Raw genomic sequence first — 24,340 nt, forward strand, 5'->3', positions numbered from 1 at the left:
TCGCATCAGACTGAGACGGATTGATCGCACCGAACGCCCGCCAACGCTCTGCCCTCCGCGCGTATGCGAGCCCAAAGCACGAGGGCGTTAAGGACAGAGAACAGGACAGCAAGGCCAACCAGCCCAAACGCAAGCGGCAACACCGCGATCTCCGCGACCACGACCATGTAATTCGGATGACTCAGGAACCGGTAGGGCCCGCGGCGGACCAGCGGCGCGCCGGGTAAGATGATGATGCGCGTGGTCCATCGTCCCCCCAGGCTGGCGATCACCCAGATCCGCAGCAGCTGGAGGACGATGAAAGCTCCAAGCCAAGGTAGATTGACCGGGCGATCTGATCCCCACACCCACAGCGCGACCAGCCAGGCGGCATGCAGGCCCACGATCAGCGGGTAGTGGCCGGCGCCGGTTTCATATCCCCCCTGCGCGATCAGCCGCCGGGTGTTGTGCTGGGCCAACAGAAGCTCGCCCAAGCGCTGCAGTGTAACGGCCGCGAGGACGATGACCCCGAGCGTCATGCGGCACGCTTGAGCGTCACCGTGCTGGCGGTGAAGCCCGGACCCAGGGCGGTGAGCACCGAGGTGGCGGGCAGGCCGGCGTGGCGAGCTCGGTCCAGGACGAACAGCACAGTCGGCGCGGACATGTTGCCGTGGTCGGCGAGCACCGCGCGCTCATGATCCAGCTGGCCCTGGCCGATAGACAGCGACTGCTCCAAGGCCTCGATCACCTTGACCCCGCCGGGATGACAGATGAAGCGGTCGACGTCGTCGACGTTCAGACCTTGGGCGGCCAGCATTGAATCCATCGCCGGACGCAGGTTGGCCTGGGCAAAGGACGGGATTGAGCGAGCGAAGATCACACCCAGGCCAGTGGGATCGATCCGCCAGCCCATGATGTCCAGGGTGTCTGGCCAGGTACGTTCCTCAGCGTGAACGAGCGAGGCGAACCCCCCCTCGCCCGCCCGCAGCACGCAGGCCGCCGCCCCGTCGCCGAACAGGGCGGTGGCGACGATGTCGGCTTTGGACAACTCATCCATACGAAACGCGAGGCTGCACAGCTCGACGGCGACCAAGAGCACGACGGCGCCTGGCGTCGCGCCGGCCAGCTTACCGGCCAAGCCGAGGCCGGTCGCGCCCCCGGCGCACCCCAGGCCGAAGACCGGGATGCGCGCCGCGTCGGGCCTGAAGCCCATGCGCCCCATGGCGCGAGCCTCCAGGCTGGGCGTGGCGATGCCGGTCGACGAGACCGTGACGATGACGTCCACGTCCGAACCCTTCAGCCGCGCTTCGTCCAGGGCCTTGCTGGCCGCGTCGACGAACAGGTCGACCGCAGCATCCAAGTATACCTCGCTCCGCTCGGGCCAGCCGCGGGGCTCGAGGTACCATTCGATGGGTCGTACCACCTGGCGCGTGCGAACGCCCGCCGTGGTGAACACGGGCGCCATGCGCTCGAACTGGGGAAAGCGACTGGCGAACAGGTCGCGCGCGACCTGTTCGACGTCTCTCTGCGCCAACACGTGAGGAGGCGACGCCGTCGCAAGGGACAGGAGGGCGATCGGACGCGTCATCGAGGGCTTTCATTGCCAGCGGCGAGGCGCACCTGGCTCTAAGGCTACGCAACCGATCCGGCGCGAAGTGGTTCCGGATTCAGGAACCCTTGGCGGCCAAGCTTGCACGCTCAAACCACCCCAGATCCGACCGCAGCCGACGGCCCGCCCGTTCGCCTTGGCACCTGGGCGGGATTCGCCCTGATGTGCCTGGGCATGTTCATGGCCATCCTGGACGTGCAGGTGGTGGCCACGTCCCTGCCGACCATCCAGCGGGCGCTGGCGGTGCCGGCCGAGCAGATGAGCTGGATCCAGACCGCCTATCTAACCGCCGAAGTCACCGCGATTCCGCTGACGGGCTTCCTGACCCGCTGGCTCAGCATGCGATGGTTGTTCGTCGTCGGTGTCTCACTGTTCACGGCGGCTTCCGTCGGCTGCGCCGCCAGTGGCGACTTCACCCAGCTAATAGCGCTCCGCGTCCTTCAGGGATTCTCCGGCGGCGTGTTGATCCCGGCGGTGTTCTCGGCGGTGTTCTTGCTGTTCCCGATGCGGCGCCAGGCGGTCGCCACGACGATGGCCGGGGTGCTGGCGGTGCTGGCGCCGACCGTGGGGCCAATCGTAGGCGGCTGGATCACTGAGACCTACAGCTGGCGGTGGCTCTTCCTGATCAATGTCGCGCCCGGCGTGCTGGCGGCGGTAGGCGCTGCGCTACTGCTGCCGCGCGAGCGCGGGACGCGAAGACTGTGGCGGACCCTTGACGCCTTCGCCCTCGGCCTTCTGATGATCGGACTGACCGCGTTGGAAATCGGCCTGAAGGAAGCGCCGGACCGGGGCTGGCGCTCGCCCCTCGTCTTGAGCCTGTTGGCCTTGAGCGCCATGTCGCTGGCGGGATTCGTGCGCCGGGTCTTGGGCCGCGCGGCGCCGATTGTCGACCTGCGCACGTTGGCCGACCGCAACTTTGCGGTGGGTAGCCTGCTCAGCTTCGTCCTTGGCATCGGCCTCTTCGGCTCGGTCTATCTGATGCCTGTGTTCCTCGCCTTCGTGCGCGGGCACGAGGCGCTCAGGATCGGCGAGATCATGCTGGTGACCGGCGCGGCCCAGTTGCTCACCGCGCCCCTGGCCGTGGCGCTCGAGCGGCGGGTGGACGCCCGCCTGCTCTCGGGTTTCGGCTTCGCCCTGTTTGGCGTCGGCCTGGCGATGAGCGCGCGGCAGACGGGGGCCACCGACTTCGACGAGATGCTCCTGCCTCAGGCGGTGCGTGGCGTGGCGATCATGTTCTGCTTGCTGCCCCCCACCCGCCTGGCCCTCGGCCAGCTGGCGGCCGAGCGGGTCCCGGACGCCAGCGGCCTGTTCAACCTGATGCGCAACCTGGGCGGCGCCATCGGCCTGGCGCTGATCGACACCGTGATCTACGGCCGCCTGCCGCACCACGCCGCCGCCATCGCCCAGAGCCTGCAGGCCGGCGACCGGGCGACCGCGCAGGACGTGGGGATTCCGCTGGCGCTGTTCGACGCGCGTCCGCAGGGCCCGCTCGATCCCGCGACGGCGGCGATCCTGCAGTCGATGATCGAGAAGCTCGCCCTGGTGCGATCGATCAACGAGGCCTGGGCCCTAGTGGCGGTGCTGACCTTCGCGGCTTTGCTGGCGGTTCCCGTCGCGAAGCCGGCAGCGGCGGTCGAACGAGGCTAGCCATCGCTACTGCTAAGCAAGCGGTAGGGCACAGTAGTCGCGAGCGCCGCGACATTCGACACAAGTGGACGTCCCCGACGTCTCCGTTGAGTCAGCTCCTACCATTGGGCTTCGGCCGCACCTCAGGTCGGCGGTAGCAGCACCAAGCTTCCGAGAAGCGGACTCTCCCGAGGACCGTTAAGAGCCCATTCCGGTCCTTGCTGCCTTCGAACCGCCTCGTTGCCGGAAGCAGACATCGGAAGCGACGGCTTAGAGCCCACATCAGCGGTTCGCCGCGTCTGCTCTCGGACTCGAAGTCAACTCGACCGCCGAACGACTGCTGGGCGCCACTTCCGGACCTTGGCTCCCGGCCGGAAAGCGGACGTCGTAAGACGGTCGAGTATCGCCAAGCCGCCTCGCACCATCTGCATGAATCGAAGGTCTGAGTTCAGACCACCCGTGTCCGATGGAATGTAACTTTCCGCAACAACAAAAATCCCGGCTGAAGTCGGTCGGAGCGCATGGGGCCGAAATTGCTTTAGGGCTGTAAGAGCTAGTTCGTTGATGGCCCCGAATAGACGACAGCTCGGACTTCATCGCCGAGGGTCATTGTTCCCAGGACCTCTGGGATCACCTGGGTAAACACCAGGCCGGCCAAATCACGCTTGGGATCAACCCAGAAGGTCGTACTCGCCCAGCCGCCCCAGCCATATTCTCCGATGCTTCCCGGCGGGCTCTGATCTCTCATGGCCGCCACCACAAATCCGCAGAAGCCAAATCCGACGCCGGGCGCCCGGCCCGACGCCTTCAGGGGCTGATCGCCAAGCGAAGGGTCCAGCTGGTTGGACAGCATCAACCGGACGCTCTTCCGGGAGAGAACCTGCCTCCCACCGAACGCGCCATCGTCCAGCAGCATCTGCGCGAAGTTCATATAGTCGCCGGCCGTTCCGACCATCCCTGCCCCGCCATATTCAAGCTGCGGCTTCTCCAGATAACTGCCCCCATAGTGGGCTTCATCGCGAAGGTTCCGCAGGGCTGTCGTCTCCCCCTTGATGTAGAGCTGGGCCAGGCGACCGGCCTTTTCGGGCGGCACGAAGAAGTCCGTGTCCTTCATGTCTAGCGGCCCGAAGAGCCGATCCTTGAGATAGACGCGGTAGGTTTTACCGCTCACCACCTCGACGATCCGACCGAGCACGCCCATCGATTCGCCATAGTTCCAGGCTGTTCCAGGCTGGGCGGTCAGGGGGAGCCTTGCGACGCGCTTTACGTGGTGCTCGAGATCCTCCGAAAGTCGGTTGCGGATCGCAAAGACATCGGCCTTGCGATAGTCGCCGGCGACCAGACTGTTCATCACCTCGTAGGATAGACCTGACGTGTGGGTCATCAGATGACGGATGGTGATGTCGCGATCCGCTGGCACGATGCCTGACGGGGTCCTCACCTTCATGTCGCCGAACTCCGGCAGATACTTCCTGACCGGGTCATCCAGGTTTATGAGGCCGTCGTCGTAGAGCGTCATCACGGCGGCGCAGGTGAGCGGCTTGGACATGGAATAGAAGCGGAAGATCGTGTCCTTCTGAACCGCCTTCTTGCCTTCCAGATCAGCCAAGCCTTGGGACTTGAAGTAGCTTTGCTCGCCGTTCTGCGAAATATAGACGAGGGCTCCAGGGATTATCCCGTTTTCCATCTGGCGCCGCACGACGCTGGAAATTCCCTCAAGCCGCGTCTCCTCGGCCTTTGTCACCTTCGCCGCAGGCTCGGCGTTTGCGGTGCTGAGGCCTGAGGTGGCGAACAGCGCCAGGACGCCAACCGCCATGCCGCGTCCGATGATGCCCGTCCGTTGTAAGGTCACGCTCTCGCTCTCCCATATTGCTTTTTCTTGAAGACCGACAGGGCGCGCGGGAACGTGCCGGCGCGCCGCCGCCGGTCGGGTCTAGAACCGATAGGCCAGGCTCATCAGGACCTCGCGGCCCCGCGTCACGCTTGCGCCCGTGTCGCCGATCCGGCCGGCGGCGGTGCCTGTCCCACTACCGGTGAAGGTGATGGTCGAGCTGCTCGCGTAGATGAATTCGTTGGTCAGGTTTCGGGCAAGAAGGCTCAGCTCCCACTTGCGGCTGACGTCGAAGATCCGAACGCCGGCGTTGAGTTTGGTGAAAGCCCCCTGGCGGTCATAGGGCGACTGCCGCAGGTTCGTGGTGTAGCTGTCGGAATACTCGGCGTCGAAGGTGAGATCGACGTCGATGCCGTCTGTCGGCGAGAAGCTGTACAGCAGGCCGCCATAGGCGGTGATCGGCGGTGCGTTGTTGAGGCGCCGCCCCGACAGGTCTTGTTCCAGGAACGCGCCCGCCGCATTCGGCGTGCGGTTGCATCCCGCGGCGGGGGTCTGGCCGACATAGCAGCCCGAGAGGAAGTCCTCGAACTTGGCGTCGTTGTAGGCGGCGGTCGCGCGGACCGAGAGGCCCCGCACGGGCGTACGCCAGTTCCCCTCCAGCTCTAGACCCTGGATCTTGGCCGCCGCGGCGTTGAGCACCTTGAACGAGATCGTCACGGGGTCGTAGGCGCCGACCTGCAGATCCTTGTACTCGTAGCGATACGCGGTCACGCCAAACGACAGCGTCCGGCCGACCGAGCCCTTCAGCCCAGCCTCGAACCCCTCGACGTTTTCCTCGTCGAACGTGTTGGCGAACGAGCCTGCAGGAGCGCGGCCGATCGTTCCGTTCGTGAACCCAGCATCGAACCCACCCGACTTGAACCCGCGCTTGTAGGAGGCGAAGGCCATGAGATCCGGGGAGAAGTGATACGCGCCGGTCAGCTCAGGCGACACGTTGCTGAACGAGAGCTCATCCACCTTCAGGCGATCGGTGACCTCCGCGCCGCGATAGAAGAACCGCAGGTCCTTTTGCTCGTGCGAGTAACGCAGGCCGCCGGAGATCTCGAGGGTTTCAATCGGCTTCCAGATCAATTGGCCGAAGACGGAATAGGCTGTTTGGCCCTGCTTGGATCGCTCCGTACCCACCACGGCTGGCGTAGGGCCGACCAGGAAGACGGCGTCCTGGGCGCCATCGGTGTCCCGCGTTTCGTAGAAGGCTCCGATTGTGAAGTTGAGCTGCGATTCAAAGTCGGAGGCGAGGCGCAGTTCCTGAGAAAACTGCTTCATCTCGAAGGGGAGGTAGGGGACCAGCAAGGTCGCCTTCGGCCCGCCCGAGGTGTTGTGAGCATTCATCTCGTCAAACCAGTAATAGCCCGTCACCGAGGTGGCGGTCAGCGAGGGCGTGAGCTGGTAATCGGCCTGAATGGTGGCCAGGACCTGCTTGTTGTCGCGCAGGCCAAGTTGATCGGTCGTCGGAGAGCCCGGGACCAGGATCGACGCAATGGCAGGTCCGCCGCCGCGATAGATGTCGCGGTCGCCGACGCAGGGGAAGTTGGGCTGCCCGAGCGGCGCGCCGAACGGACAGGCCACCCGCTGGGAAACGGTCGCCGACCCACCGACGACGTCGGAGGCGTAGTAGGTGAGCTTGGCGTTGATCTTGAGTTGGTCGGTGGGCTCGGCGATCACCGTGCCCCGGATGAAATACTCCTCGCCGATGGGGTAGCCGTCCACGCTGGGCGGGATGATCAGCGGATCTCCGTTGGGTGGAACGGTCTTGAGGTCGAAGTAGCCGTTCAGCTTCGTGTAGCGCCCGACGAGGCGGACGCGCACCTGGTCGGAAACGGGCCCCGAGACGATGCCTTGAATGTAGGCGTCCTGCGAAACCGCCTCCAAGCCAGCACTGACCTCCAACTCCTTCTGATAGCTGGGATCGGCCGTCTTGAAGGAGATCACGCCGCCCGGGCTGTTCTTGCCAAAGAACAGCGCCTGCGGCCCGCGCAGCACCTCGATCTGGGCCATGTCGATCTGCGCGGTCTTGCGAATATTCAGCGTGCCGACCTGCATTCCGTCGACATTGATCGAGACGGCCTGGTCGCCGAGATAGTTCGTGGAGCCGCTACCGATACCCCGCAGCGCGATAGAGCCTCCGGACGAAACTGATGACTCGGACGTCTGCAGACCCGGTGTGAGCCGCGTCAGTTCGTCCACGCTATTGAGCTTGTAACGCTCGATGTCGGCCTTCGCGAACGCCGTCACGGCGACAGGAACATCCTGCAGCGCCTCGTTCCGCTTGCGCGCCGTGACGACGAGGGTCTCCACCTCCGGTCCGTTGTCGACACGCGCCGAGGCGCTGGTCGACTGCGCAAAGGCCGGCGACGCCAATATTGCGCACATGCCCGCGCCGGCAAGCCACAGCTTCTTCGAATGCATTCCTGGTTTCCCCTCAGGCCTGGTTGTCCAGGCTTTTTTTGAGCGCTTGCTGGCGGTGATGCTCAGTCGCCTGCGATTCTGACATTAGCGTATGTCGCTAAATCCGCTGATGTCAATTTTTTCAACAATTGCGTATGTCGACTTGCTAGCAGGTCCTATTTCCGGTCTTGTCAAGCGCGGCGGATGTCATGAACTGCCGCCAATCGAGCGTGACCCAGCCGCCCAAACGCCGGGCGTTACGGGCGCTTTGCGGCGACGCCCTAGGCCCAGGCGCGATAGACCGCGTCGATCAACCCCGCAGCCCGGGGATCGCCTTGCAGCGCTTCCGTCATGGCGTTCATGGTGTACGAGATGGCGATGGCGCGATCCGGATCGGCGAAGGCGAACGATCCGCCCCAACCGGAATGGCCGAAACTGTTTGGTCCGGGCCCGTAGAGCCCGTCGCTGTTCAAGAGAAAACCTGCTCCCCAGCGCGCTGGCGTTCCCATGACGAGGTCGACTCCCTCAACCTGTGTCCGGGTCGCCGCTTGGAGCGCTGTCTCGCCAAGCAGGCGGTTCGGCGAGCTGACCAGGACCGACGCATAGAGTCGGGCCAAGGACCTCGCATTGGTGAATCCATTGGCCGATGGCAGCTCTGCGGCTCGCCACGCCGCGGTATTGGGGAGCAAGGGATCCAAGGATGGATTGCCGAGCGCCGCATGCTGGGCCGGCGTCGCCGAGGCGATGGATGACGACTCCATCGCCGCCGGCGCGATCATTTCGGCGACCCGGTCCTCTCGGTCGCCAGGAAGGCCCAGGCTTAGGTCTATGCCGAGCCGGCCTTCCAGTTCATCGGCGATGAAACGCTTGAGGGACCGGCCCTCTATCCGGCGAAACAGTTCCGCCGACAGGATACCGACGCTGATCGCGTGATAGCCGCTTCCGCTGCCGGGAGGCCAGAATGGCGCCTGCGCGGCGAGACGTGCCGCGGCAGGCGCGCCGGCCAGGAGGTCTTCCAGGCCCGCCGGCTCGGAGAACCCGGATAGTCCGGCTTGGTGGGACAGGAGCATGCCGATCGTCACGGCCTCCTTTCCACGCACCCCGAACTCCGGCCAGTACTTTGACACCGGGTCTTCGTATGACAGTGCGCCGCGGTCCGCGAGCATGGCGAAACATATGGCGTTCACGCCCTTGGTCGAGGACCAGACATTGACGAGAGTGTCGGAAGTCCAGGGCTGCGTCCCGGCCTTATCCTTCGCGCCTCCCCACAGATCGACGACCTTTTGGCCCCCGACCATGACCGCGACGGCGGCGCCGACTTCGCCATGGTCCTGGAAATTGCGGGAAAACGCCTCCCGAACCGGTGCAAAGCGGGCGTCGCAATCGCCATGAATTCGAAAAATGTCTCGGATCATCACGGTTTTCCTAGAAGCGACGGAAGACTTCGACGCCATAGGTGCGTGGCGCATTGTACGTCTTGTTGATGAAGCCGAGCGACGTGCCGTCGATGCCATTGGCCGCGTGCAGCTTGTCGGCGAGGTTCCGACCCCAGAGAGCGACCTCCCAATTCGAGGCCTCCGGAGCGATCGCGAAGCGCGCATTGAACAGCCAGTATTCGTCGCTCGCAATCAGGGGATTGTTCGTGGCTTCCTTGAACGTCGATCCGGAATAGCGCGCCTCTGCGCGCAGCGAGGCGCGCAGGCCCTCCATCACCTCCCACTCGTAGCGGGCGGCCCCGTTGAAGGTCACGGTCGGCGAATTGCCGAGACGGTTCCCTGCAGGCACGAGGCCGGCCGCCGTGGAGAACTCCGACAGGCGGGTGTGAAGCAGGCCCAGTCCCGCAGTCAGGGTGAGTCCGTCCGTCACGCGCCAGGAGGCGTCGATATCGGCGCCGTAGTTCCTGGCGCTGTCGACATTGCCGACCTTCTGGATCGGGATCCCGTTGGCGGGATCGACGAAGCGGATGAAGGTCTGCGGATCCTTGTAGTCATAGTAGAAGACCGAGGCGTTCAGCGTCAGGACGTTCGACCACTGGGTTTTGGCGCCCACCTCGAAGGCCGTGAGCTGCTCGGGCTTGTAAGGGATCAGTTGGGCGTTGCTTGTCGTGTAGCCGCTGAAGAAGCCGCCACTCTTCACGCCGCGCGAAATGAGCCCATAGACCAGCGCATCCTCGGTGACGCGGTAGTTCAGCCCCAGGGTCCAGGTAAGATTCCTGTCCACGATCCTGTCGGCCAGGAAGGTCGAGTTGAGTCCGAACGCGGGCGTCGGGTTGAGTATGAACGTGCCGCCTGCGTAGTGGCGCGACTCGTCGGTGTAGCGAAGGCCAGTGACCAGATCGAGATCGGGCTTCAGATGCCAGGTCAGGTTGGTGTAGGCGGCCGCGGTCCGGGTCGTCTGATTGTAGGTGGTGCTGCCGGAGCCGTTGTTGGCCCCGAGCAGGAGCAGCGACCATTCGTCGTTGAGGTTGGAATTGTCGCCCAGGACATGGTCCCAGGACAGGAATCCGCCGGCGATCACATCAACGAGTTCAGTGCTTCGGCCCACGCGAAGCTCCTGCGTCGCCTGCCGCACGGCTTCGTTCTCGATATAGTTGAACTGCTCGCGCGGCGTCCCGTCGACATCCAGGTAATAGATCCGAGCGAAGTTGATGTAGCTGGTGATCGACGTGAGTTCGTATTCGCCCCACTGATATCTGATGGTCGAGCGCGCCTCGAACTGGTCGATGTTGTACGGAAACTGTCCCTTCCAGTCCCCACGATAGGGATCGGCATACGGATTCTGGTATCCGTAGCCGTCTGCGCACAGGCTGCTATCCACCCGTCCAGCCAGAACCGGAGCGCAGGGCACGAAGGGCTGGCCGGGCGTGAAGGCGCCGTTGTGCTGCGAAATGCCCAGTTCCGACCTCGATCTCAGGCCTTCGAGCTTTAGGTTGACGTCGAGATTCTCGGTCGGCTGCAGCGCCAGTTGAACGCGACCCAGCCAAATATCCCTGGAGCCGATGTCCCGCTCGCCCGGGCGACCGTCGGCGAGCAGCGAAGATGTCCAGAAGCCTTTGTCCTGCTGGATCGCACGGGCCGAAAGCCGAAGCTGCGCCCGATCCGAAATGGGGACGTTCAGGGCGGCCTCGGCGTCGAGCGTCTGATAGTTTCCATACGCCAGCTTGGCGAAGCCGCCGAAGGTCTTCTCCGGCCGGGCCGAGATGATGTTCACCGCACCCGCTGTGGAGTTGCGCCCGTAAAGCGTGCCTTGCGGACCCTTCAGGGTTTCGATCCGAGCGAGATCCAAGAAATTGCCGCTCATGAGGGCTGGCGAGCTGAGCGGCACCTCATCGACATAGATGCCGGCCGAAGCGCTGCTGGTGGTGCTGAAATCATCCAGGCCGATGCCACGGATCGTCACCGTCGGAAGCGCGCCTGGGACGGTCTCCTTGATATCGACGTTGCTGTTGTAGGACGCCAGGTCGAGCACCTGGGCGACCCTGGATTGGCGAATGGTGTCGGCTCCGATGGCGGTGATCGTGGCCGCCACGTCCTGCAATCTGGCCTCACGCTTCAGGGCGGTTACGATGAGCTCCTCGACGGTGCTCCCCGACGTCGACTCTTCCGCGGCCTGAACACCAGTGGCCGCGAACGCGATGACGGCGAACGCCGCCGACGAGAACCAAAGCCGACGCAGGACCGCATCCCGTCCGAATTCGCGCAGAGCCATCGTGTTTCCTCCCCAATTTTCCCGGCCATTCTCAATCGATGACCTCACTGACACCTACGTATGTGTCAGACATTCGTGACTGTCAACTTGGCAGTGAGATGGGTAGAAGTCGGTTAGGGAGCTCACACATGGTCACAGGTGGCGCACCGCCAAGGTCGTTGGGACGCGAAGCGCGCGAAGCGAGGCACACGGCGCTGCTCGATGAGGCCGCGCGTGAGTTCAATCGCATGGGGGTGGCGAGCGCCAGCTTGGTGGAGATCGCGCGGCGGGTCGGCCTGAGCCGCGGAAGCCTGTACAACTACTGCAAGGATCGCGAAGACCTCGCGTACCAGACCTATCTGCGCGCCTGCCACCTGCTCGCCCGTTCGATCCGCACGGCGGAACTCGTTTCCGGGTCAGGCCTGCATCGGGTCGAGACGTTCCTGAAGTTGACCCTTCAGTACGATCACCCTCCCCTTGCCGTGCTGAACGAGGTGTCGTTCCTGGCGGACGACTTGCAGAGGGAGGTTCGCAAGGCGCGTGCAGGCAATGTCGCCGGCCTGGGCGCGCTCATTCAGGCCGGGATCGACGATGGTTCGATTCGTCAGTGTCACGTTGGACTGGCCTGCGAGGCCATCCTCGGCGTCTTGTCGTGGGCCCCCCTGTCCCAGACCTGGACCCAGAACGCCGACGAAACCTTCGCCATCCGGATGGCCAGCGCCGTTCCGTCGATGATCCTCGACGGGCTGGCGGCGGAGGCGATCCCCGGTCCGACTGACCTGCAGCTTACGGACAAGCTCAACGAGCTGAGGACAGCGATCGAGCGGGATGATCGCCTGGAGGACCTCGCGAAGGCCGGGTCCCGGCTGTTCAACCGGCGGGGCATTGACGGCGTATCCCTCGATGATGTCGCCGCCGAGGTCGGCGCCACCAAGGGGCTGATCTACCACTACTTCGACACCAAGCCCGCGTTCGTGGCCTTCTGCTATTCCAGGGCGTTCGACCTTTTCGAGCGCATCATGACGATGGCGGAGGCTGAGGCCACAGGGCTCGAGACCGCGCGCCTCGGCACGGCGCTGAATGTCATGGCCCAGTTGGAAGACGTCCAACCCCTGTCGCTTGGGACGACCTACGAGAGTTTCAGCGCTGACCTTCGACGGCAGTTCAGCGAGCGCACCAAGGCCTTGACCCGCCGGTCGGTGGAGATCATTCGCCGCGGCATCCGGGACGGGACTGTGCGCAACGTCGACATGGAGCCCATCGCACTGGCGTCTGCAGGCGTGTTCAATCATTTGGCCCGCTGGCTGCCCTCAAACGACCGCCCGGCGAACCAGGCCACAGCCAACGAAATCAGCGCGATACTGCTGTTCGGACTAAGGAAGCGCGATCGAGGCTAGCGTCGCTTGCCCTTAACTTTTATCGCCTCGAAAGAACGTGACGCCCCATTTCGGCGGGAAGCGCCACTAGAGGTCAGCCTTGCGCCAGAAGCGGACGTCGTCCAGGGTCGAAAAGCGGACATGTGCCGGCTCGGCGTTTCTGCGGGACCGATCGGACCCACCATGCCCGCACTCGCTCAGCCTCCGCGGTGGCGTGAAAGGCAGCGTACCGACTTGAGATGTGCCGAACGATCGCCTGAGTGTTGGTCCGCTGGAATTCGCCGAGGGTAGCGGCAGAAGCGAGCGCCCTGCCCCACTAGCGGTGGCGGCGGACCGCCAATCGTCCAGTTGGGTCGTCATGCGGTCGAAGGCAGCATACCGCCTGGCTCGGCATAGCCATCGACTTGATCGCCCCAAGCGCGAGCGGCTCATTCAGCATCGTCGAAGCATACTTGCGAGAGCGTTCGGTGAAATAGGTGCGTTCGGCGGTTGGGCCCGGAAAGCGCGCCGGTTGCGCTGCGGGGCCCGCCCCAACCCTATCGCCCCCCTATGCGCCGACGGGTTGAAGGTTATCCCGAGATTGTCGCGCCCATGGGTCCCCGACACGGTGGCGCGGTCGAGGATGACGAACTTTCTGGAACTTTAGGCGTCCATCGTATCGCGATAGCGCCGCAGGGTGAGGAAGATCGCGGCGGTGAGGACCAGGACGGCGGCGGCGGCAAACTGGGCGGCTTGGTAGCCGTCGCCGGCGTCGCGGATCAGACCGTAGGCCAGCGGCGAGAGCGCCGAGCCCACCAGGCAGACCAGGTAGAAGAGCCCGTAGACCCGACCATAGACCTTGAGCCCGTAATAGCGGGCGGTAAGATAGCCGATCAGGTCGATCTCGGCGCCGATGGAAAGGCCCAGCGCCACCACGCCCGCCAGGGCCGCCGGCGCGCCCCACAGGCCCAGGGCCAGGAGGCCCAGTGCGCTGACGCCCATCATGGCCGCGGCCACGTAGGGGGCGAAGATGCGGTCCATGAGCCAGCCGGTGAGGATTCGGCCGACCAGGACCGAGACGCCGATCAGCCCGGCCAAGGCGCCGGCCTGGGCGGGGGTGAGGCCCGCATCGGTGAGGAAGGCGAGGTAGTGGAGCTGCATGCCGACCGCGGCCAGGGGCACGAGCCCGAAGACCAGGGCCAGCTTCCAGAAGGTGGCGTCCAGGGCGATCCGTCCAGGTGCGGCCGCCTTCCCGTCAAGCGGCGCGATCGGCGCGAGGTTGGGCGGCGTGCGTCTCAGGAGCAGCCAGACCACCGGCGCGGAGACCACGGCGACGGCGGCCAGGGCCATGAAGCCGGCGCGCCAACCCTGCTCGGCCACATAGGGGGCCAGGACCATGGGCAGGACCGCGCTCGACACCCCAGTGCCGATCATGGAGAGGCCGAGCGCCAGGCCGCGGGCCTGGACGAAGGTCCGGCTGATGGCCCGGGCGAAGGTGACCGTCGCCGCCCCTGCGCCCAGAAAACCCATGGCCGCGAAGGCGGCGTAGTAGAAGCCAAGCCGCGCCGGCGCCTGTGACACCGCCAGGAACACCCCGCCGAGGATCAGGATCGAGGCCGCGGCGATCTTCGCCTCGCTCATCCGGTCGGCCAGCCAGCCGACCACGGGTGCGCTGGCCGCCAGCACGCCGAACAGGATGGTGGAGGCGAGCGAGATCTCCGCCCGCGACCAGCCGACGCTGGTCTGCAGGTCGTGCATGAACAGGCTGACGGCGGCGGACGGCAGGGCGACGACCCCGACCGCCACGCCCAGGATCGCGCCGGCGAGAACGGGCCAGCCGCGGCGCAGTTCGGCCATGGCGCCGGAGCGGGCGGTCACGCCGCGTCGTCCGGTTCGCAGATCGCGCTTATGCCCGAGGCGATGAACCGCACCAGCCGCTTGCTGATCGCCTCGTAGTTCTTGGACGAACAAACCCCGTCGGTCAGCCGGTCGATGCGGCCCAGCCCCATCTCCGCGCAGCACTCGACCATACTGCCAACCATGAACTGGTAGCCGTATCCAATGTCCTCGAGCCTGGCGTGCGGCAGGGCGGCCTGCATCCAGCCGAGGAACTCCCGGGCCGTCGGCTCGCTGAGCACGCGCAGCATCTCGTCATAGGCCTTGGGGCTGTAGAGGATGCGCGCCTGCAGCAGGGCGTAGCTGCGCCAGCCCTTGGTGCCCGTCATGGCCCGTTCGAGATAGGGAATGACGATGCAGGCCACCACCGCCTCGATTGACGGGGGGCCCTCGGACTGGGTCTTGGCGGTTTCGTAGGCCTCGCGCCGGGCGGCGTAGATGACGTCCCACCGGCGGCGGATCACCTCGCCCAGCAGCTCGCCCTTGGAGCCGAAGTGGTAGTTGACGCTGCCGATGGTGTCGCCGGACTTGCCGACGATGTCGCGGGTGGAAGCCCCTTCGAATCCGTGCTCGGCGAACAGTCGCTCGGCGGCGTCCAGAATGCGTTCCCGTGTGCCTCCCTTGGGTGCGGCCATGAATCCCCCTGCCCTTTTATCCGACGCGTACAAGGCGTTGCCGAATGATGCAAGCGTTCGACTAACTCTCTGTTGACAGATAGTCGAACGAATGACTAACTCTCTCGCATGAACCGGCGCCGGACAAGCGCGCCGGCCAAATGAGGGGGAAACCATGGTCAGCTTCCAACGCCGTTTGCGGCATGTCTTGCTCACGTCGGTCTCGCTGGCCTGCGCGGCCGCCACGGCCCACGCCCAGGCCCCGGCGGTCGAGATTCAGACCGTCGAGGAACTGATCGTCACCGCCCAGAAGCGGTCGGAAAACCTACAGGACGTGCCGATCTCGATCACGGCGATCTCGGGCGACACGCTCGCGAAGTCCGGCGTCACCAACCTGGACAACCTGCAACGCCTGGCGCCAGGCCTGACCATCTCGTCGGTGGGCTCGGGCTTCGTCAGCTACACCTATCTGCGCGGCGGCGGCACCAACCAGATCGACGCCGGCTCCGACCCCTCGGTCGCCTACTTCATCGACGAAGTGTACATCGGCGGCACGGCCGGCCTGCAGTTCGACCTGTTCGACATCGACCGGGTGGAGGTACTGAAGGGCCCGCAGGGCACCCTGTTCGGCCGCAACGCCGCGGCCGGCGCCATCAGCATCGCCACCAAGCGCCCGTCGGAAACCTTCGCCGGCAACCTCAGCGCCGAGGTCGGCAACTACAACGCCGTCACCCTGCGCGGCGGGATCACCGGCCCGATCAGCGACAACCTGCTCTACCGCCTGTCGGTGGGGGTGAAGCGCCGGGACGGCTTCACCGACAACCTGGCCGGGACCGGCGAGGTGGGCGACATCAAGAGCTACGGCGCCCGGGGCCAACTGGAGTGGGTGTTCGAGGACGGCTCGTTCCTGCTGACCACCGAGGCCCTGCGCGGCCGCAACGGCATGACCAACCAGTTCCTGGCGACGACCAACAAGACCGGCCTGGTCTCGGCGGCAGCCATCGCCGCCCTGCCCCCCGGCGAGAGCTTCTACAAGCACTACTACAACGTCGCCGGCTACGAGGATCAGGACCTGGGCGCGGTCACCGGCCGCCTGGAGCTGGCCACGCCTCTGGGCGACCTGACCTCGATCACCGCCTATCGCCAGAACCTGTTCGCCCGGTTGCAGGACCAGGACGGGACCGTCGCGGCCTCGTTCCAACTGCAGTCCAAGGAGCGCAACCGCACCTTCAGCCAGGAGATCCGGCTGGCCAACGAGGTGGGCGAGAATTTCCGCTGGATCGCGGGGCTCTACTATTTCCACGGCGACAGCCGCCAGCGCTTCGACGTGACCACCGGCCCGGCCTTCCCCGTGCCCGTCGCCCAGAACGCGGTGCGCTTCGACGCCTCGGAGATCGTCACCAAGAGCTACGCCCTGTTCGGCCAGGCGACCTATGACTTCACCCCGGAGCTCAGCCTGACGGTGGGCGGCCGCTACACCAACGACCGCAAGGAGAACCAGCGGACGGTGAAGGGCCTGGGCCCGGCGTTCTCGGTGAACCCGGAGGCCAAGTGGGACTCCTTCGACCCCGCGGTGACCCTGGACTATGCGGTCACCCCGGACATCATGGCCTACGCCTCCTATCGGAGGGGCTTCAAGAGCGGCGGGTTCCAGACCCTGCTGCCGGCCACCGCGGCCATCGCCGGCGCGCCATTCCTGCCCGAGCAGGTCACCTCCTACGAGATCGGCCTGAAGACCGCCTGGTTCGAACGCCGGCTGATCGCCAACGCCGCCCTCTACCGCTCCGACATCACCGACCAGCAGATCCTGCGGATCACGGGGCCCGCCCTGCAGACCATCGACAACGCCGGCGAGACCCGCACCGACGGCCTGGACCTGTCGATCAACGCCCGTCCGATCCCCGAGCTGCGGCTGGGGGCGGACATGACCTTCCAGACCGCGCGCTTCGATGTCTACGACAACGCCGGCGCCGCCAGCTTCAAGGGCCATTCCCAGCTCCGGTCGCCAGACTTCATGGGAGCGTTCAGCGCCGAGTACGACATCGAGCTCGGCGACCAGGGCAAACTGACCCTGCGCGGCGAGTACCTAGTGCGCTCCAGGACCTTCTTCGACGCCGCCAACACCCGCGTCGATGGGACCTATCAGCCGGGCTACGGCCTGGTGAACGCCCGGGCGACCTATGCGCCGGGCGAGGGCGACTGGCAGGTCTCGGTCTGGGGCAAGAACCTGGGCGACGAGGAATATTTCCGCAACCTGACGCCTAGCGGCGCCACCAGCCTGGGCGTGCCCGGCGACCCGCTGACCTTCGGCGTCACCCTGGACGTGAACTTCCGATGAAACTGGTGACCTTCGAGACCGGCGCGGAGCGCAAGCTCGGCGCCCTGGTGGGCGACGACCGGGTGCTCGACCTGGCCGCCGCGGCGGCCGACCCTGCCTTCGCCTCCATGCAGGCGCTGATCGAGGCCGGCGAACGCGCCTTGGACAGGGCCCGCGGCCTGGCCGCCCAGCAGCCGGATCGCGCGATCCTCCCCTTGAGCGGGGTCCGGCTGCTGGCGCCCCTGCCCCGTCCGATCCGGCTGCGCGACTGCAGCCTGTTCCTGGCGCACATGGAAAAGGCCCTGGCCAAGTGGGCCCAAAGCCTAGCCGAGGCCGAGCCCGACCCGAAGGCGGCGCTGGAAGCCCTGATGGCCACCGGCAAGTACAGCCTGAAGCAGATCTTCCGCGACCAGGTCATCTACTACAACGGCGACCATCTAGCGGTGAGCGGCCCGGGCCAGGATATCGTCTGGCCGAGCTATTCCGAGTGGATGGACTATGAGCTGGAGTGGGCCTGCGTGATCGGTCCCGGCGGCCATGACATCAAGGCCGCCGACGCGGCCAAGCACATCTTCGGCTACACCATCTTCAACGACTGGTCGGCCCGGGACGTCCAGCTTCCGGTGATGGACGCCAATCTTGGCCCCGGCGAGGGCAAGGACTTCGCCGCCGGCAACGGCCTGGGCCCCTGCATCGTCACTCCCGACGAGTTGCCCGACCCCTATGCGCTCACCATGACCGCGCGGGTGAACGGCGAGGAATGGTCGCGGGGCTCCACCTCCACCATGCACCACAGCTTCGAGGACGCCGTCGTCCAGTTCAGCCGCGAGAAGCCGCTGCACGCCGGCGAGGTGATCGGGTCGGGCACGGTGCTGTCGGGCTGCGGCTTCGAGCTGGGCCGCAGGCTCGCCGACGGTGACCTGGTGGAGCTCGAGATCGAACATATCGGCGTCCTCGCCAACCGCGTCGTGCGGCGCTGAACCCCATTACCGAGGAGAGTATTCCCATGCCCCGCGACATCCGCCGCATCGTCACCGGCCACGACGCCCAGGGACGTTCCAACATCACCTTCAACGGCCCGGCGCTGAACCTGATGGAGAGCCCCGGCTGGCCCGGCTCGCGGCTCAGCGAGCTGTGGGTGACGGAGGAGATGCCGGTCGACAACACCGGTCTGGTCGACCGCGGCGCGCGGCCGATCCGCCACGACCCGACGCCGGGCGGCACCATCTTCCGCGTGGTGGAGATCCCGCCGGAGAGCCAGAGCAAGATCGACACGGCGGCCACCTTCGCCGACCTGGGCAGCACCCATGTGCCCAGCGCCGAGGACACCGCCAAGCACCCGACCATGCACGTCACGGACTCGGTGGACTACCTGGTGGTGATCTCGGGCGAGATGCACATGGTGATGGAGGACGGCGAGGTGCTGCTGCAGCCCGGCGACTGCATCGTCCAGCGGGGCACCAAGCACGCCTGGAGCAACCGCGGGACCGAGCCCTGCCTGCTGGCCGCCATCCTGGTCGACGCCAAGCCGGCGCTCTGAGGCGTTCGCGGTGCGGCTGATCGACTATTTCCGACAGGGCTTGCGCCGCGATCCCGGGCGGACGGCCTTCATCGACGGGGAGACCCGGGTGACCTGGGCCGAGACCGAGGTACGGGTGGAGGCCATCGCCTCGGCCCTGGCGGCCTCGGACCTCTGGGCCGGCTGCCGGATCGCGGTCTACAGCCCCAACGACGCCATGGCGTTCACGGTGATCCTGGGCGCGTTTCGCCTGGGAGCCGTCTGGGCGCCGACTAACGCCCGCAACAGCGCCGTGGCCAACCAGCACTGGCTGACCCTGTCGGGCTGCCAGGCGCTGTTCTACCATTCCAGCCTGGAGGCCGAGGCCCTGGCCCTGGCGCCGATCCTCCAGGCGCCGGGCCTGCTGGTCTGCCTGGACCGCGCCGGATCGGCCGGGGCGCCGTCGCTGGAGAGCTTCCTGACCCGTGGCGGGGACCCCGCGCCCGAGCCGCCGGACGGCCCCGACGTCCTGGCCAGCCTGTTCCCCACCGGCGGCACCACCGGGCTTTCCAAGGCCGCGCAGTGGACGCTCCGCACCTGGGAAGCCCTGATCGGCGCCTTCTGGCAGTGCATGCCATCCGTGACGCCGCCGGTGCACCTGGTGGCCGGACCCATGACCCATGCCGCCGGCGGCCTGGCGCTCTGCTCCCTGCCGGGCGGGGCGACGAACGTCATCCTACGCAAGCCGGCGCCGGAGCTGATCCTGGACGCCATCGAGCGGCACGGGGTGACCCACCTCTACCTGCCGCCGACCCTGATCTACGCCCTGTTGGACCATCCGGGCGTGCGGGAGCGGGACTTCTCCTCGCTCAAATACCTGGTGGTGGCCGCCTCCCCCATCGCGCCGGCCAAGCTGCGCGAGGCCATGGAGGTGTTCGGGCCGGCGGTCTGCCAGTGCTACGGACAGGCCGAGGCCCCGATGTTCCTGACCTTCCTGCACAGCGCCGATCTGATCGAGGGGCCCGACGAACGGTGGTCGAGCTGCGGGCGTCCGACGCTCGGCGTGCGGGTGGAGATCATGGGGCCGGACGGGGAGATCCTGGGACCTCGCCAGCGCGGCGAGATCGTCTGCCAGGGCAGCCTGGCGATGAGCGGCTACCTGGGCGACCCGCAGGCGACGGCCGAGGTCTCCCACCACGGCTGGCGCCACACCGGCGACCTCGGCTACCGCGACGAGCAGGGCTTCGTCTACATCGTCGACCGGGCCAAGGACATGATCATCTCCGGCGGCTTCAACGTGTTCTCCGCTGAGGTGGAGCAGGTGATCCTGGAGCACCCGGCGATCCTCGACTGCGCCGTGGTCGGCGTGCCGGACGCCAAGTGGGGCGAGGCGGTGAAGGCCGTGGTGGAGCTCAAGGCCGGCGCGGCTCTCGATCCCGCCGAACTGATCGCCCTGGTCCGCGCCAAGCTGGGCCCGGTCCACGCCCCCAAGACCGTCGAGGTCTGGGACGCCCTCCCCCGCAGCCCCGCCGGCAAGGTGGTGAAGAAGGAGATCCGCGACCGTTACTGGGCCGGCGCCGATCGGCAGGTGGGATAACTCCTCCCCCCGCTGCCGATCGCCGAAGCGCGAGGAGGTCGCCCAAACGAACCTAGCTGACATGCTCGAGGAGCTGAGGATGCTCGCCGAAGAGACCCCCGGCCTGCAGATGTTCGTTGCCTGTGCGCCTCGGCATTCTTGCGATCCTTGATCCCAGCGATCGGACCGCTGGGCATCCGCACTTCGACCAGTGTTTCGAAGTGCGGGATCTCGCCGACGACAGCGGCGAAAGCCGCACAGCCGTGATCGTCAGAGTTCCGGGCAATCGCCGCACGCATTCCGATCGTGCCATGCCGAGCACCGATACAGTCTAGGCGAGGATCCGCACGCGGCCGCAGACGAACGCCGCCGCTCCGGTCGCCCAGGTGCGGACATTCCCAACGTACGAGATGAGTCAGGAGCTCGCCTTCGCCGGCCGGTCCGCCAGGCTGCCCCGAAGCGGACCTTGCGACCTTCGCCTTAGAGCCCCAAGTGGACGCAGGTTCGAACTGGTGGACTTTCCCCCCATCCTCCGAAACCGCTTCATCGCCCGCTCTCCTCGTCGGAAGGGCTGGTGTGAGTTCTCCGCCCTGAGCCAGCGGCCCACCTCCTGGCGATCGGCAGCGCCGATCTCCTTCATGGCGGCGCCGGAAGATTGCAGATCGTCGGCGACGGCCGTCTCGGGTCGGCCATGGCGCTTCATCGCGCGCTTGATGAAGGCGAGGGCGACCGTACTATCCCGCGCGACTTCGGTGAACCTACATTAGACGACGATGGCGAGCGTCACGTGGGGCCGTTCGTACCTCGTCCCGGTCGCGGGTCGACAATCGAAGTGGAGCCGCCTGAGCCGGCCCTGATCGCGTCTAACCAGAGATCGAACATCGCCCGCTGTCGTTTCGGCGATATCCTGCCGACGCCTAAAAGCACCTGGACGCCGATCCCATCCACAAGTGCGATCAGGGCCTCCGCGGCTTGGCGCGGGTCGACCTCCGGCGCGAGGTCGCCTTCAAGCTGCGCGCGCGACAGTAGGCGCTCGAGCCGCGAGCGCCATTCGTCGTAACGCAGGCGCATCACGCGGGCGACGTCGTCGTCGTAGCTGGATCGCTCCCAATAGCCCACCCAGATGCGCCAGTAGCCCCGGGTCTCTGGGGTGAGCGGCAGGGCAAGCGCCACGACCTTGCGGATCGCGTCCAGAGTGGGATGGGTCTTCTCTGCCCGCTCCATACGGTCGCGCACCAGGGTGGCGGAGTGCTCCGAGGCTTCAATTAGGAGCTGGTCCTTGGAGTGGAAATAGTGGGTTAGGGCGCCCGTGGTGAACCCCGCCTCCTTCGCCACAGCGCGAACGGTCAGCCCGACGATGCCGTCGCGCATAATTACCCGCAGGGCCGCCGCGGCGAAGATCTCCCGCCTTTGATTGTGATCGACCGCCCGGCCCATTCTCGCCCCACCCCTGCCCGGACACGTCTGCCCCAGGCCGTTCGTGCCTGGCAAGCGCCACGAACCGGGAGGCATCGATAACGGATCAGCGGATATATAACGTCCGTTACGTACACGCTTCCGATCTACAGAACATGTGTTATGTTTTGTCGAACGGCGGGAGGCGCGGCCGCAGGCCCGGATGACCCACCGACTTCGAGGGGGAACACTATGGGCCGCTTCAACCGCGCTGCTTTGCTATGCGTTTCCACTCTGGCCGGCGTCAGTCTGCCCCACCCTGTTCTCGCGCAGGAAGCGGCGGCGCCTAGCAACCTCATCGACGAGCTGATCGTCACCGCCCAGAAGCGGGAGGAGAACGCCCAGACGGTCCCTATCGCGTTGACCGCGCTGGACGGCGACAGCCTGCAGCGCCAGGGGGTGAGCGGCTTCCAGGACCTGTCCACCCGGGTGCCGTCGCTGCGGTTCGGATCCGGGGTCACCGGCGGAGAGAACGTCATCACGCTGCGCGGGGTCGGCAGCCAGAACACCACGTCGGGCGGCGACTCCCCCGTCGCCTACAGCCTCGACGGCGTCTACCTGGCCCGGACCACCTCGGTGGACCCGGAGTTCTTCGACATCCAGCGGATCGAGGTGCTGCGCGGGCCGCAGGGCACGCTCTACGGGCGCAACTCCGTTGGCGGGTCGGTGAACGTGATCACCAAGCACCCGACCGCCGAACTCGGCGGCCATGCCGATGCGCTTCTTGGCAACTACGACGCCCGCATCGCCCGGGCCTGGGTGAACGTGCCGATCTTCCAGGATGGCGAGCGATATGCGGCGGTCCGCCTCAGCGGCGTGAAGGCCGAGCACGATGGCTACCAGGAGAACCTGTTTAAGGGTCCCGGAGCCACCAACAACGCCGACGGCCAGGACTTCTGGATGCTGCGCGGCCAGGTCTATTGGCAGCTCTCCGAGCAGGCCGACTTCCTCTTGATCGCCGCCGCCTCGTCGAACGGCGATCCGGTGGCCACCAAGACCCGCTGGGAGCTGGCGCCGGCCCGCTACGTCGGCGCCCAGCCCTACCTCAGAGATCCGCGCAAGGTGCGCAAGAACACGCCCGAGACCTTCGACCAGGACGGCCGCTTCGCCGCGGCCACCTTCAACTTCGACGCAGGCTTCGCCACCTTCACTTCAGTGACCGGCTATGCCTCGGGCAAGTGGGCCCAATCCAACGATCCGGATGCCTCAGAGCTGACGATCGCCACCAACCCCTACTGGACGCTCGACCACTTCCAGTGGTCGCAGGAGATCCGGCTGGCCTCCAACCCTTCGGACCGCCCCCTCTCCTGGATCGTCGGCGGCTTCTACTTCCGGGAAAAGGTTGGTCAGACGTTCCAGTACATCGACACCGGCCTGAACTCGGCCGCCCCTTTCACCGACACCTTCGTCTTCACCAACGGCGGCATCTACAAGACCGAGTCCTACGCTCCGTTCGGCCAGATCGACTTCGACTTCGCCAAGACCGGCTCGGGCGTCCCGCTCACCTTGACCCTGGGCCTGCGGCACACCAAGGACTCCAAGAAGGGCTTCGATTTCCTCGACTTCCGGCTGCCGCGGCTGGGTCTGGCCTTCCCCGCCTCCAAGAATTTCGACGAAAGCTGGACAGAGACCACCGGCAAGATCGGCGCAGCCTATCAGGTCAGTCCCGACCTGATGCTCTACGCAAGCGCCTCGAAGGGCTACCTTTCCGGCGGCGGATTGGTGGGCAACTTTCCGGGCATCTACCAGCCCGAGACGGTCAAGGCCTACGAGGCCGGTTTCAAGGCCACCCTGATGGAGCGCCGGCTGCTCTTCAACGCCGCAGCCTACCATCAGGACATCAAGGACATGCAGGTGTTCGTGCAGGACATCACCGGCTCGCGCATCGACAACGCCGGCCAAGCGACCGTGAGGGGCGTGGAGGTGGAGATGATCGCCACGCCCGTAAACGGCCTGCGCCTGAATGCGTCGGTTGCCCTGACCGACGCCGAGTACGACGAGTACATCACCATCAACAACCGCTTCTCGACCCCCGGGCCGGGCTGCAACTCAACCACCCGACTGTGCGACTTCTCTGGCAAACGGATGGTGCAGACGCCCAAGCACACCCTCAACATGGGCGCCCAGTACGCCTTCGAGACGGCATTCGGCCAGGTCACCCCGCGGATCGACGTGTTCAATTCCGGCGCCCTCTACTTCCTGTCCGCCAACTCCCCGCTCGAACGGCAGAAGGGCTACACCCTTGTCGATGTGAACGTGACCTACCGCGCGCCGGAGGGCCGCTGGACCCTGGAGGCTTTCGTCCGCAACGTCGGGGACAAGGACATCATCTCCAACGACGGCCTGCAGTCGAACACCATCGGCAACGGCTTCGGCCTGGACAACTACACCTACTATCCGCCGCGCACCTGGGGCGTGCGGGTGGGCGTGAACTTCTAGGGAGCGGACC

Annotated in this window: 16 protein-coding genes and 1 pseudogene; 7 read left to right on the forward strand and 10 right to left on the reverse strand. The window is 66.1% G+C overall.

Annotated elements, in window-relative coordinates; all coding sequences use genetic code 11:
* Positions 1–5: 5 nt before the first annotated feature.
* Positions 6–518 (reverse strand): isoprenylcysteine carboxyl methyltransferase family protein, encoded by a 513-nt coding sequence (locus M9M90_RS13305; RefSeq protein ID WP_254833705.1) that lies wholly within the window; start codon positions 516–518, stop codon positions 6–8.
* A complete protein-coding gene (locus M9M90_RS13310; protein ID WP_256549206.1) occupies positions 515–1,567 on the reverse strand; it encodes a type III polyketide synthase in 1,053 nt (350 codons plus the stop codon). Before M9M90_RS13310 ends, M9M90_RS13305 begins: the two co-directional genes overlap by 4 nt.
* A 102-nt stretch (positions 1,568–1,669) precedes the next feature.
* On the opposite strand from M9M90_RS13310, the gene M9M90_RS13315 reads away from it, so the two are divergent.
* The gene (locus M9M90_RS13315; protein ID WP_254833707.1) at positions 1,670–3,235 is read left to right on the forward strand and encodes a DHA2 family efflux MFS transporter permease subunit; all 1,566 of its coding nucleotides are present in this window, start codon (positions 1,670–1,672) and stop codon (positions 3,233–3,235) included.
* Positions 3,236–3,767: 532 nt separating this feature from the next.
* Here M9M90_RS13315 and M9M90_RS13320 read toward each other — a convergent pair.
* The 4 genes from M9M90_RS13320 to M9M90_RS13335 all read right to left on the reverse strand — a co-directional run bounded on the left by M9M90_RS13320 (position 3,768) and on the right by M9M90_RS13335 (position 11,201).
* Entirely contained in the window at positions 3,768–5,066 is a 1,299-nt protein-coding gene (locus M9M90_RS13320) for a serine hydrolase (protein WP_254833708.1), read from the reverse strand.
* Positions 5,067–5,147: 81 nt separating this feature from the next.
* A complete protein-coding gene (locus tag M9M90_RS13325) occupies positions 5,148–7,514 on the reverse strand; it encodes a TonB-dependent receptor (protein WP_254833709.1) in 2,367 nt (788 codons plus the stop codon).
* 260 nt (positions 7,515–7,774) lie between these two features.
* A complete protein-coding gene (locus tag M9M90_RS13330) occupies positions 7,775–8,908 on the reverse strand; it encodes a serine hydrolase domain-containing protein (protein WP_254833710.1) in 1,134 nt (377 codons plus the stop codon).
* Positions 8,909–8,918: 10 nt separating this feature from the next.
* Entirely contained in the window at positions 8,919–11,201 is a 2,283-nt protein-coding gene (locus tag M9M90_RS13335; protein ID WP_254833711.1) for a TonB-dependent receptor, read from the reverse strand.
* 128 nt (positions 11,202–11,329) lie between these two features.
* On the opposite strand from M9M90_RS13335, the gene M9M90_RS13340 reads away from it, so the two are divergent.
* Entirely contained in the window at positions 11,330–12,577 is a 1,248-nt protein-coding gene (locus M9M90_RS13340; protein WP_254833712.1) for a TetR/AcrR family transcriptional regulator, read from the forward strand.
* Positions 12,578–13,198: 621 nt separating this feature from the next.
* Here M9M90_RS13340 and M9M90_RS13345 read toward each other — a convergent pair.
* Both M9M90_RS13345 and M9M90_RS13350 read right to left on the reverse strand, forming a co-directional pair.
* Positions 13,199–14,413 (reverse strand): MFS transporter, encoded by a 1,215-nt coding sequence (locus tag M9M90_RS13345; protein WP_254833713.1) that lies wholly within the window; start codon positions 14,411–14,413, stop codon positions 13,199–13,201.
* The gene (locus M9M90_RS13350) at positions 14,410–15,066 is read right to left on the reverse strand and encodes a TetR/AcrR family transcriptional regulator (protein WP_254833714.1); all 657 of its coding nucleotides are present in this window, start codon (positions 15,064–15,066) and stop codon (positions 14,410–14,412) included. Before M9M90_RS13350 ends, M9M90_RS13345 begins: the two co-directional genes overlap by 4 nt.
* Before the next feature lie 154 nt (positions 15,067–15,220).
* Between M9M90_RS13350 and M9M90_RS13355 the strand changes: the two genes are divergently transcribed.
* The 4 genes from M9M90_RS13355 to M9M90_RS13370 are packed head-to-tail and all read left to right on the forward strand — an operon-like array spanning position 15,221 to position 20,457.
* Entirely contained in the window at positions 15,221–17,383 is a 2,163-nt protein-coding gene (locus M9M90_RS13355) for a TonB-dependent receptor (RefSeq protein ID WP_254833715.1), read from the forward strand.
* Complete coding sequence (locus M9M90_RS13360) at positions 17,380–18,342, forward strand: fumarylacetoacetate hydrolase family protein (protein WP_254833716.1); 963 nt, start codon at positions 17,380–17,382, stop codon at positions 18,340–18,342. Before M9M90_RS13355 ends, M9M90_RS13360 begins: the two co-directional genes overlap by 4 nt.
* A 26-nt stretch (positions 18,343–18,368) precedes the next feature.
* The gene (locus tag M9M90_RS13365) at positions 18,369–18,902 is read left to right on the forward strand and encodes a cupin domain-containing protein (protein WP_254833717.1); all 534 of its coding nucleotides are present in this window, start codon (positions 18,369–18,371) and stop codon (positions 18,900–18,902) included.
* 10 nt (positions 18,903–18,912) lie between these two features.
* On the forward strand, positions 18,913–20,457 hold the full coding sequence (locus tag M9M90_RS13370; RefSeq protein WP_254833718.1) for an AMP-binding protein: 1,545 nt from the start codon (positions 18,913–18,915) through the stop codon (positions 20,455–20,457).
* Between the two features lie 394 nt (positions 20,458–20,851).
* Here the strand turns inward: M9M90_RS13370 and M9M90_RS21305 are convergent.
* Together M9M90_RS21305 and M9M90_RS13375 are read right to left on the reverse strand one after the other, a co-directional pair.
* Positions 20,852–21,172, reverse strand: a pseudogene (locus tag M9M90_RS21305) (DDE-type integrase/transposase/recombinase); the annotation flags it as partial.
* Between the two features lie 47 nt (positions 21,173–21,219).
* Complete coding sequence (locus M9M90_RS13375) at positions 21,220–21,873, reverse strand: TetR/AcrR family transcriptional regulator (RefSeq protein ID WP_254833719.1); 654 nt, start codon at positions 21,871–21,873, stop codon at positions 21,220–21,222.
* A gap of 210 nt (positions 21,874–22,083) precedes the next feature.
* Here M9M90_RS13375 and M9M90_RS13380 point away from each other — a divergent pair, with 210 nt between their 5' ends.
* A complete protein-coding gene (locus M9M90_RS13380; RefSeq protein ID WP_254833720.1) occupies positions 22,084–24,330 on the forward strand; it encodes a TonB-dependent receptor in 2,247 nt (748 codons plus the stop codon).
* Positions 24,331–24,340: the final 10 nt, after the last annotated feature.

It is taken from the genome of Phenylobacterium sp. LH3H17 (assembly GCF_024298925.1).
GTDB lineage: Bacteria > Pseudomonadota > Alphaproteobacteria > Caulobacterales > Caulobacteraceae > Phenylobacterium.

Excerpts from the sequence above, each read along its gene's own strand:
- M9M90_RS13305 (WP_254833705.1), bottom strand. The coding sequence starts at position 518 with ATGACGCTCGGGGTCATCGTCCTCGCGGCCGTTACACTGCAGCGCTTG.
- M9M90_RS13310 (WP_256549206.1), bottom strand. The coding sequence starts at position 1,567 with ATGACGCGTCCGATCGCCCTCCTGTCCCTTGCGACGGCGTCGCCTCCT.
- M9M90_RS13325 (WP_254833709.1), bottom strand. The coding sequence starts at position 7,514 with ATGCATTCGAAGAAGCTGTGGCTTGCCGGCGCGGGCATGTGCGCAATA.
- M9M90_RS13330 (WP_254833710.1), bottom strand. The coding sequence starts at position 8,908 with ATGATCCGAGACATTTTTCGAATTCATGGCGATTGCGACGCCCGCTTT.
- M9M90_RS13335 (WP_254833711.1), bottom strand. The coding sequence starts at position 11,201 with ATGGCTCTGCGCGAATTCGGACGGGATGCGGTCCTGCGTCGGCTTTGG.
- M9M90_RS13340 (WP_254833712.1), top strand. The coding sequence starts at position 11,330 with ATGGTCACAGGTGGCGCACCGCCAAGGTCGTTGGGACGCGAAGCGCGC.
- M9M90_RS13350 (WP_254833714.1), bottom strand. The coding sequence starts at position 15,066 with ATGGCCGCACCCAAGGGAGGCACACGGGAACGCATTCTGGACGCCGCC.
- M9M90_RS13355 (WP_254833715.1), top strand. The coding sequence starts at position 15,221 with ATGGTCAGCTTCCAACGCCGTTTGCGGCATGTCTTGCTCACGTCGGTC.
- M9M90_RS13360 (WP_254833716.1), top strand. The coding sequence starts at position 17,380 with ATGAAACTGGTGACCTTCGAGACCGGCGCGGAGCGCAAGCTCGGCGCC.
- M9M90_RS13365 (WP_254833717.1), top strand. The coding sequence starts at position 18,369 with ATGCCCCGCGACATCCGCCGCATCGTCACCGGCCACGACGCCCAGGGA.
- M9M90_RS13375 (WP_254833719.1), bottom strand. The coding sequence starts at position 21,873 with ATGGGCCGGGCGGTCGATCACAATCAAAGGCGGGAGATCTTCGCCGCG.
- M9M90_RS13380 (WP_254833720.1), top strand. The coding sequence starts at position 22,084 with ATGGGCCGCTTCAACCGCGCTGCTTTGCTATGCGTTTCCACTCTGGCC.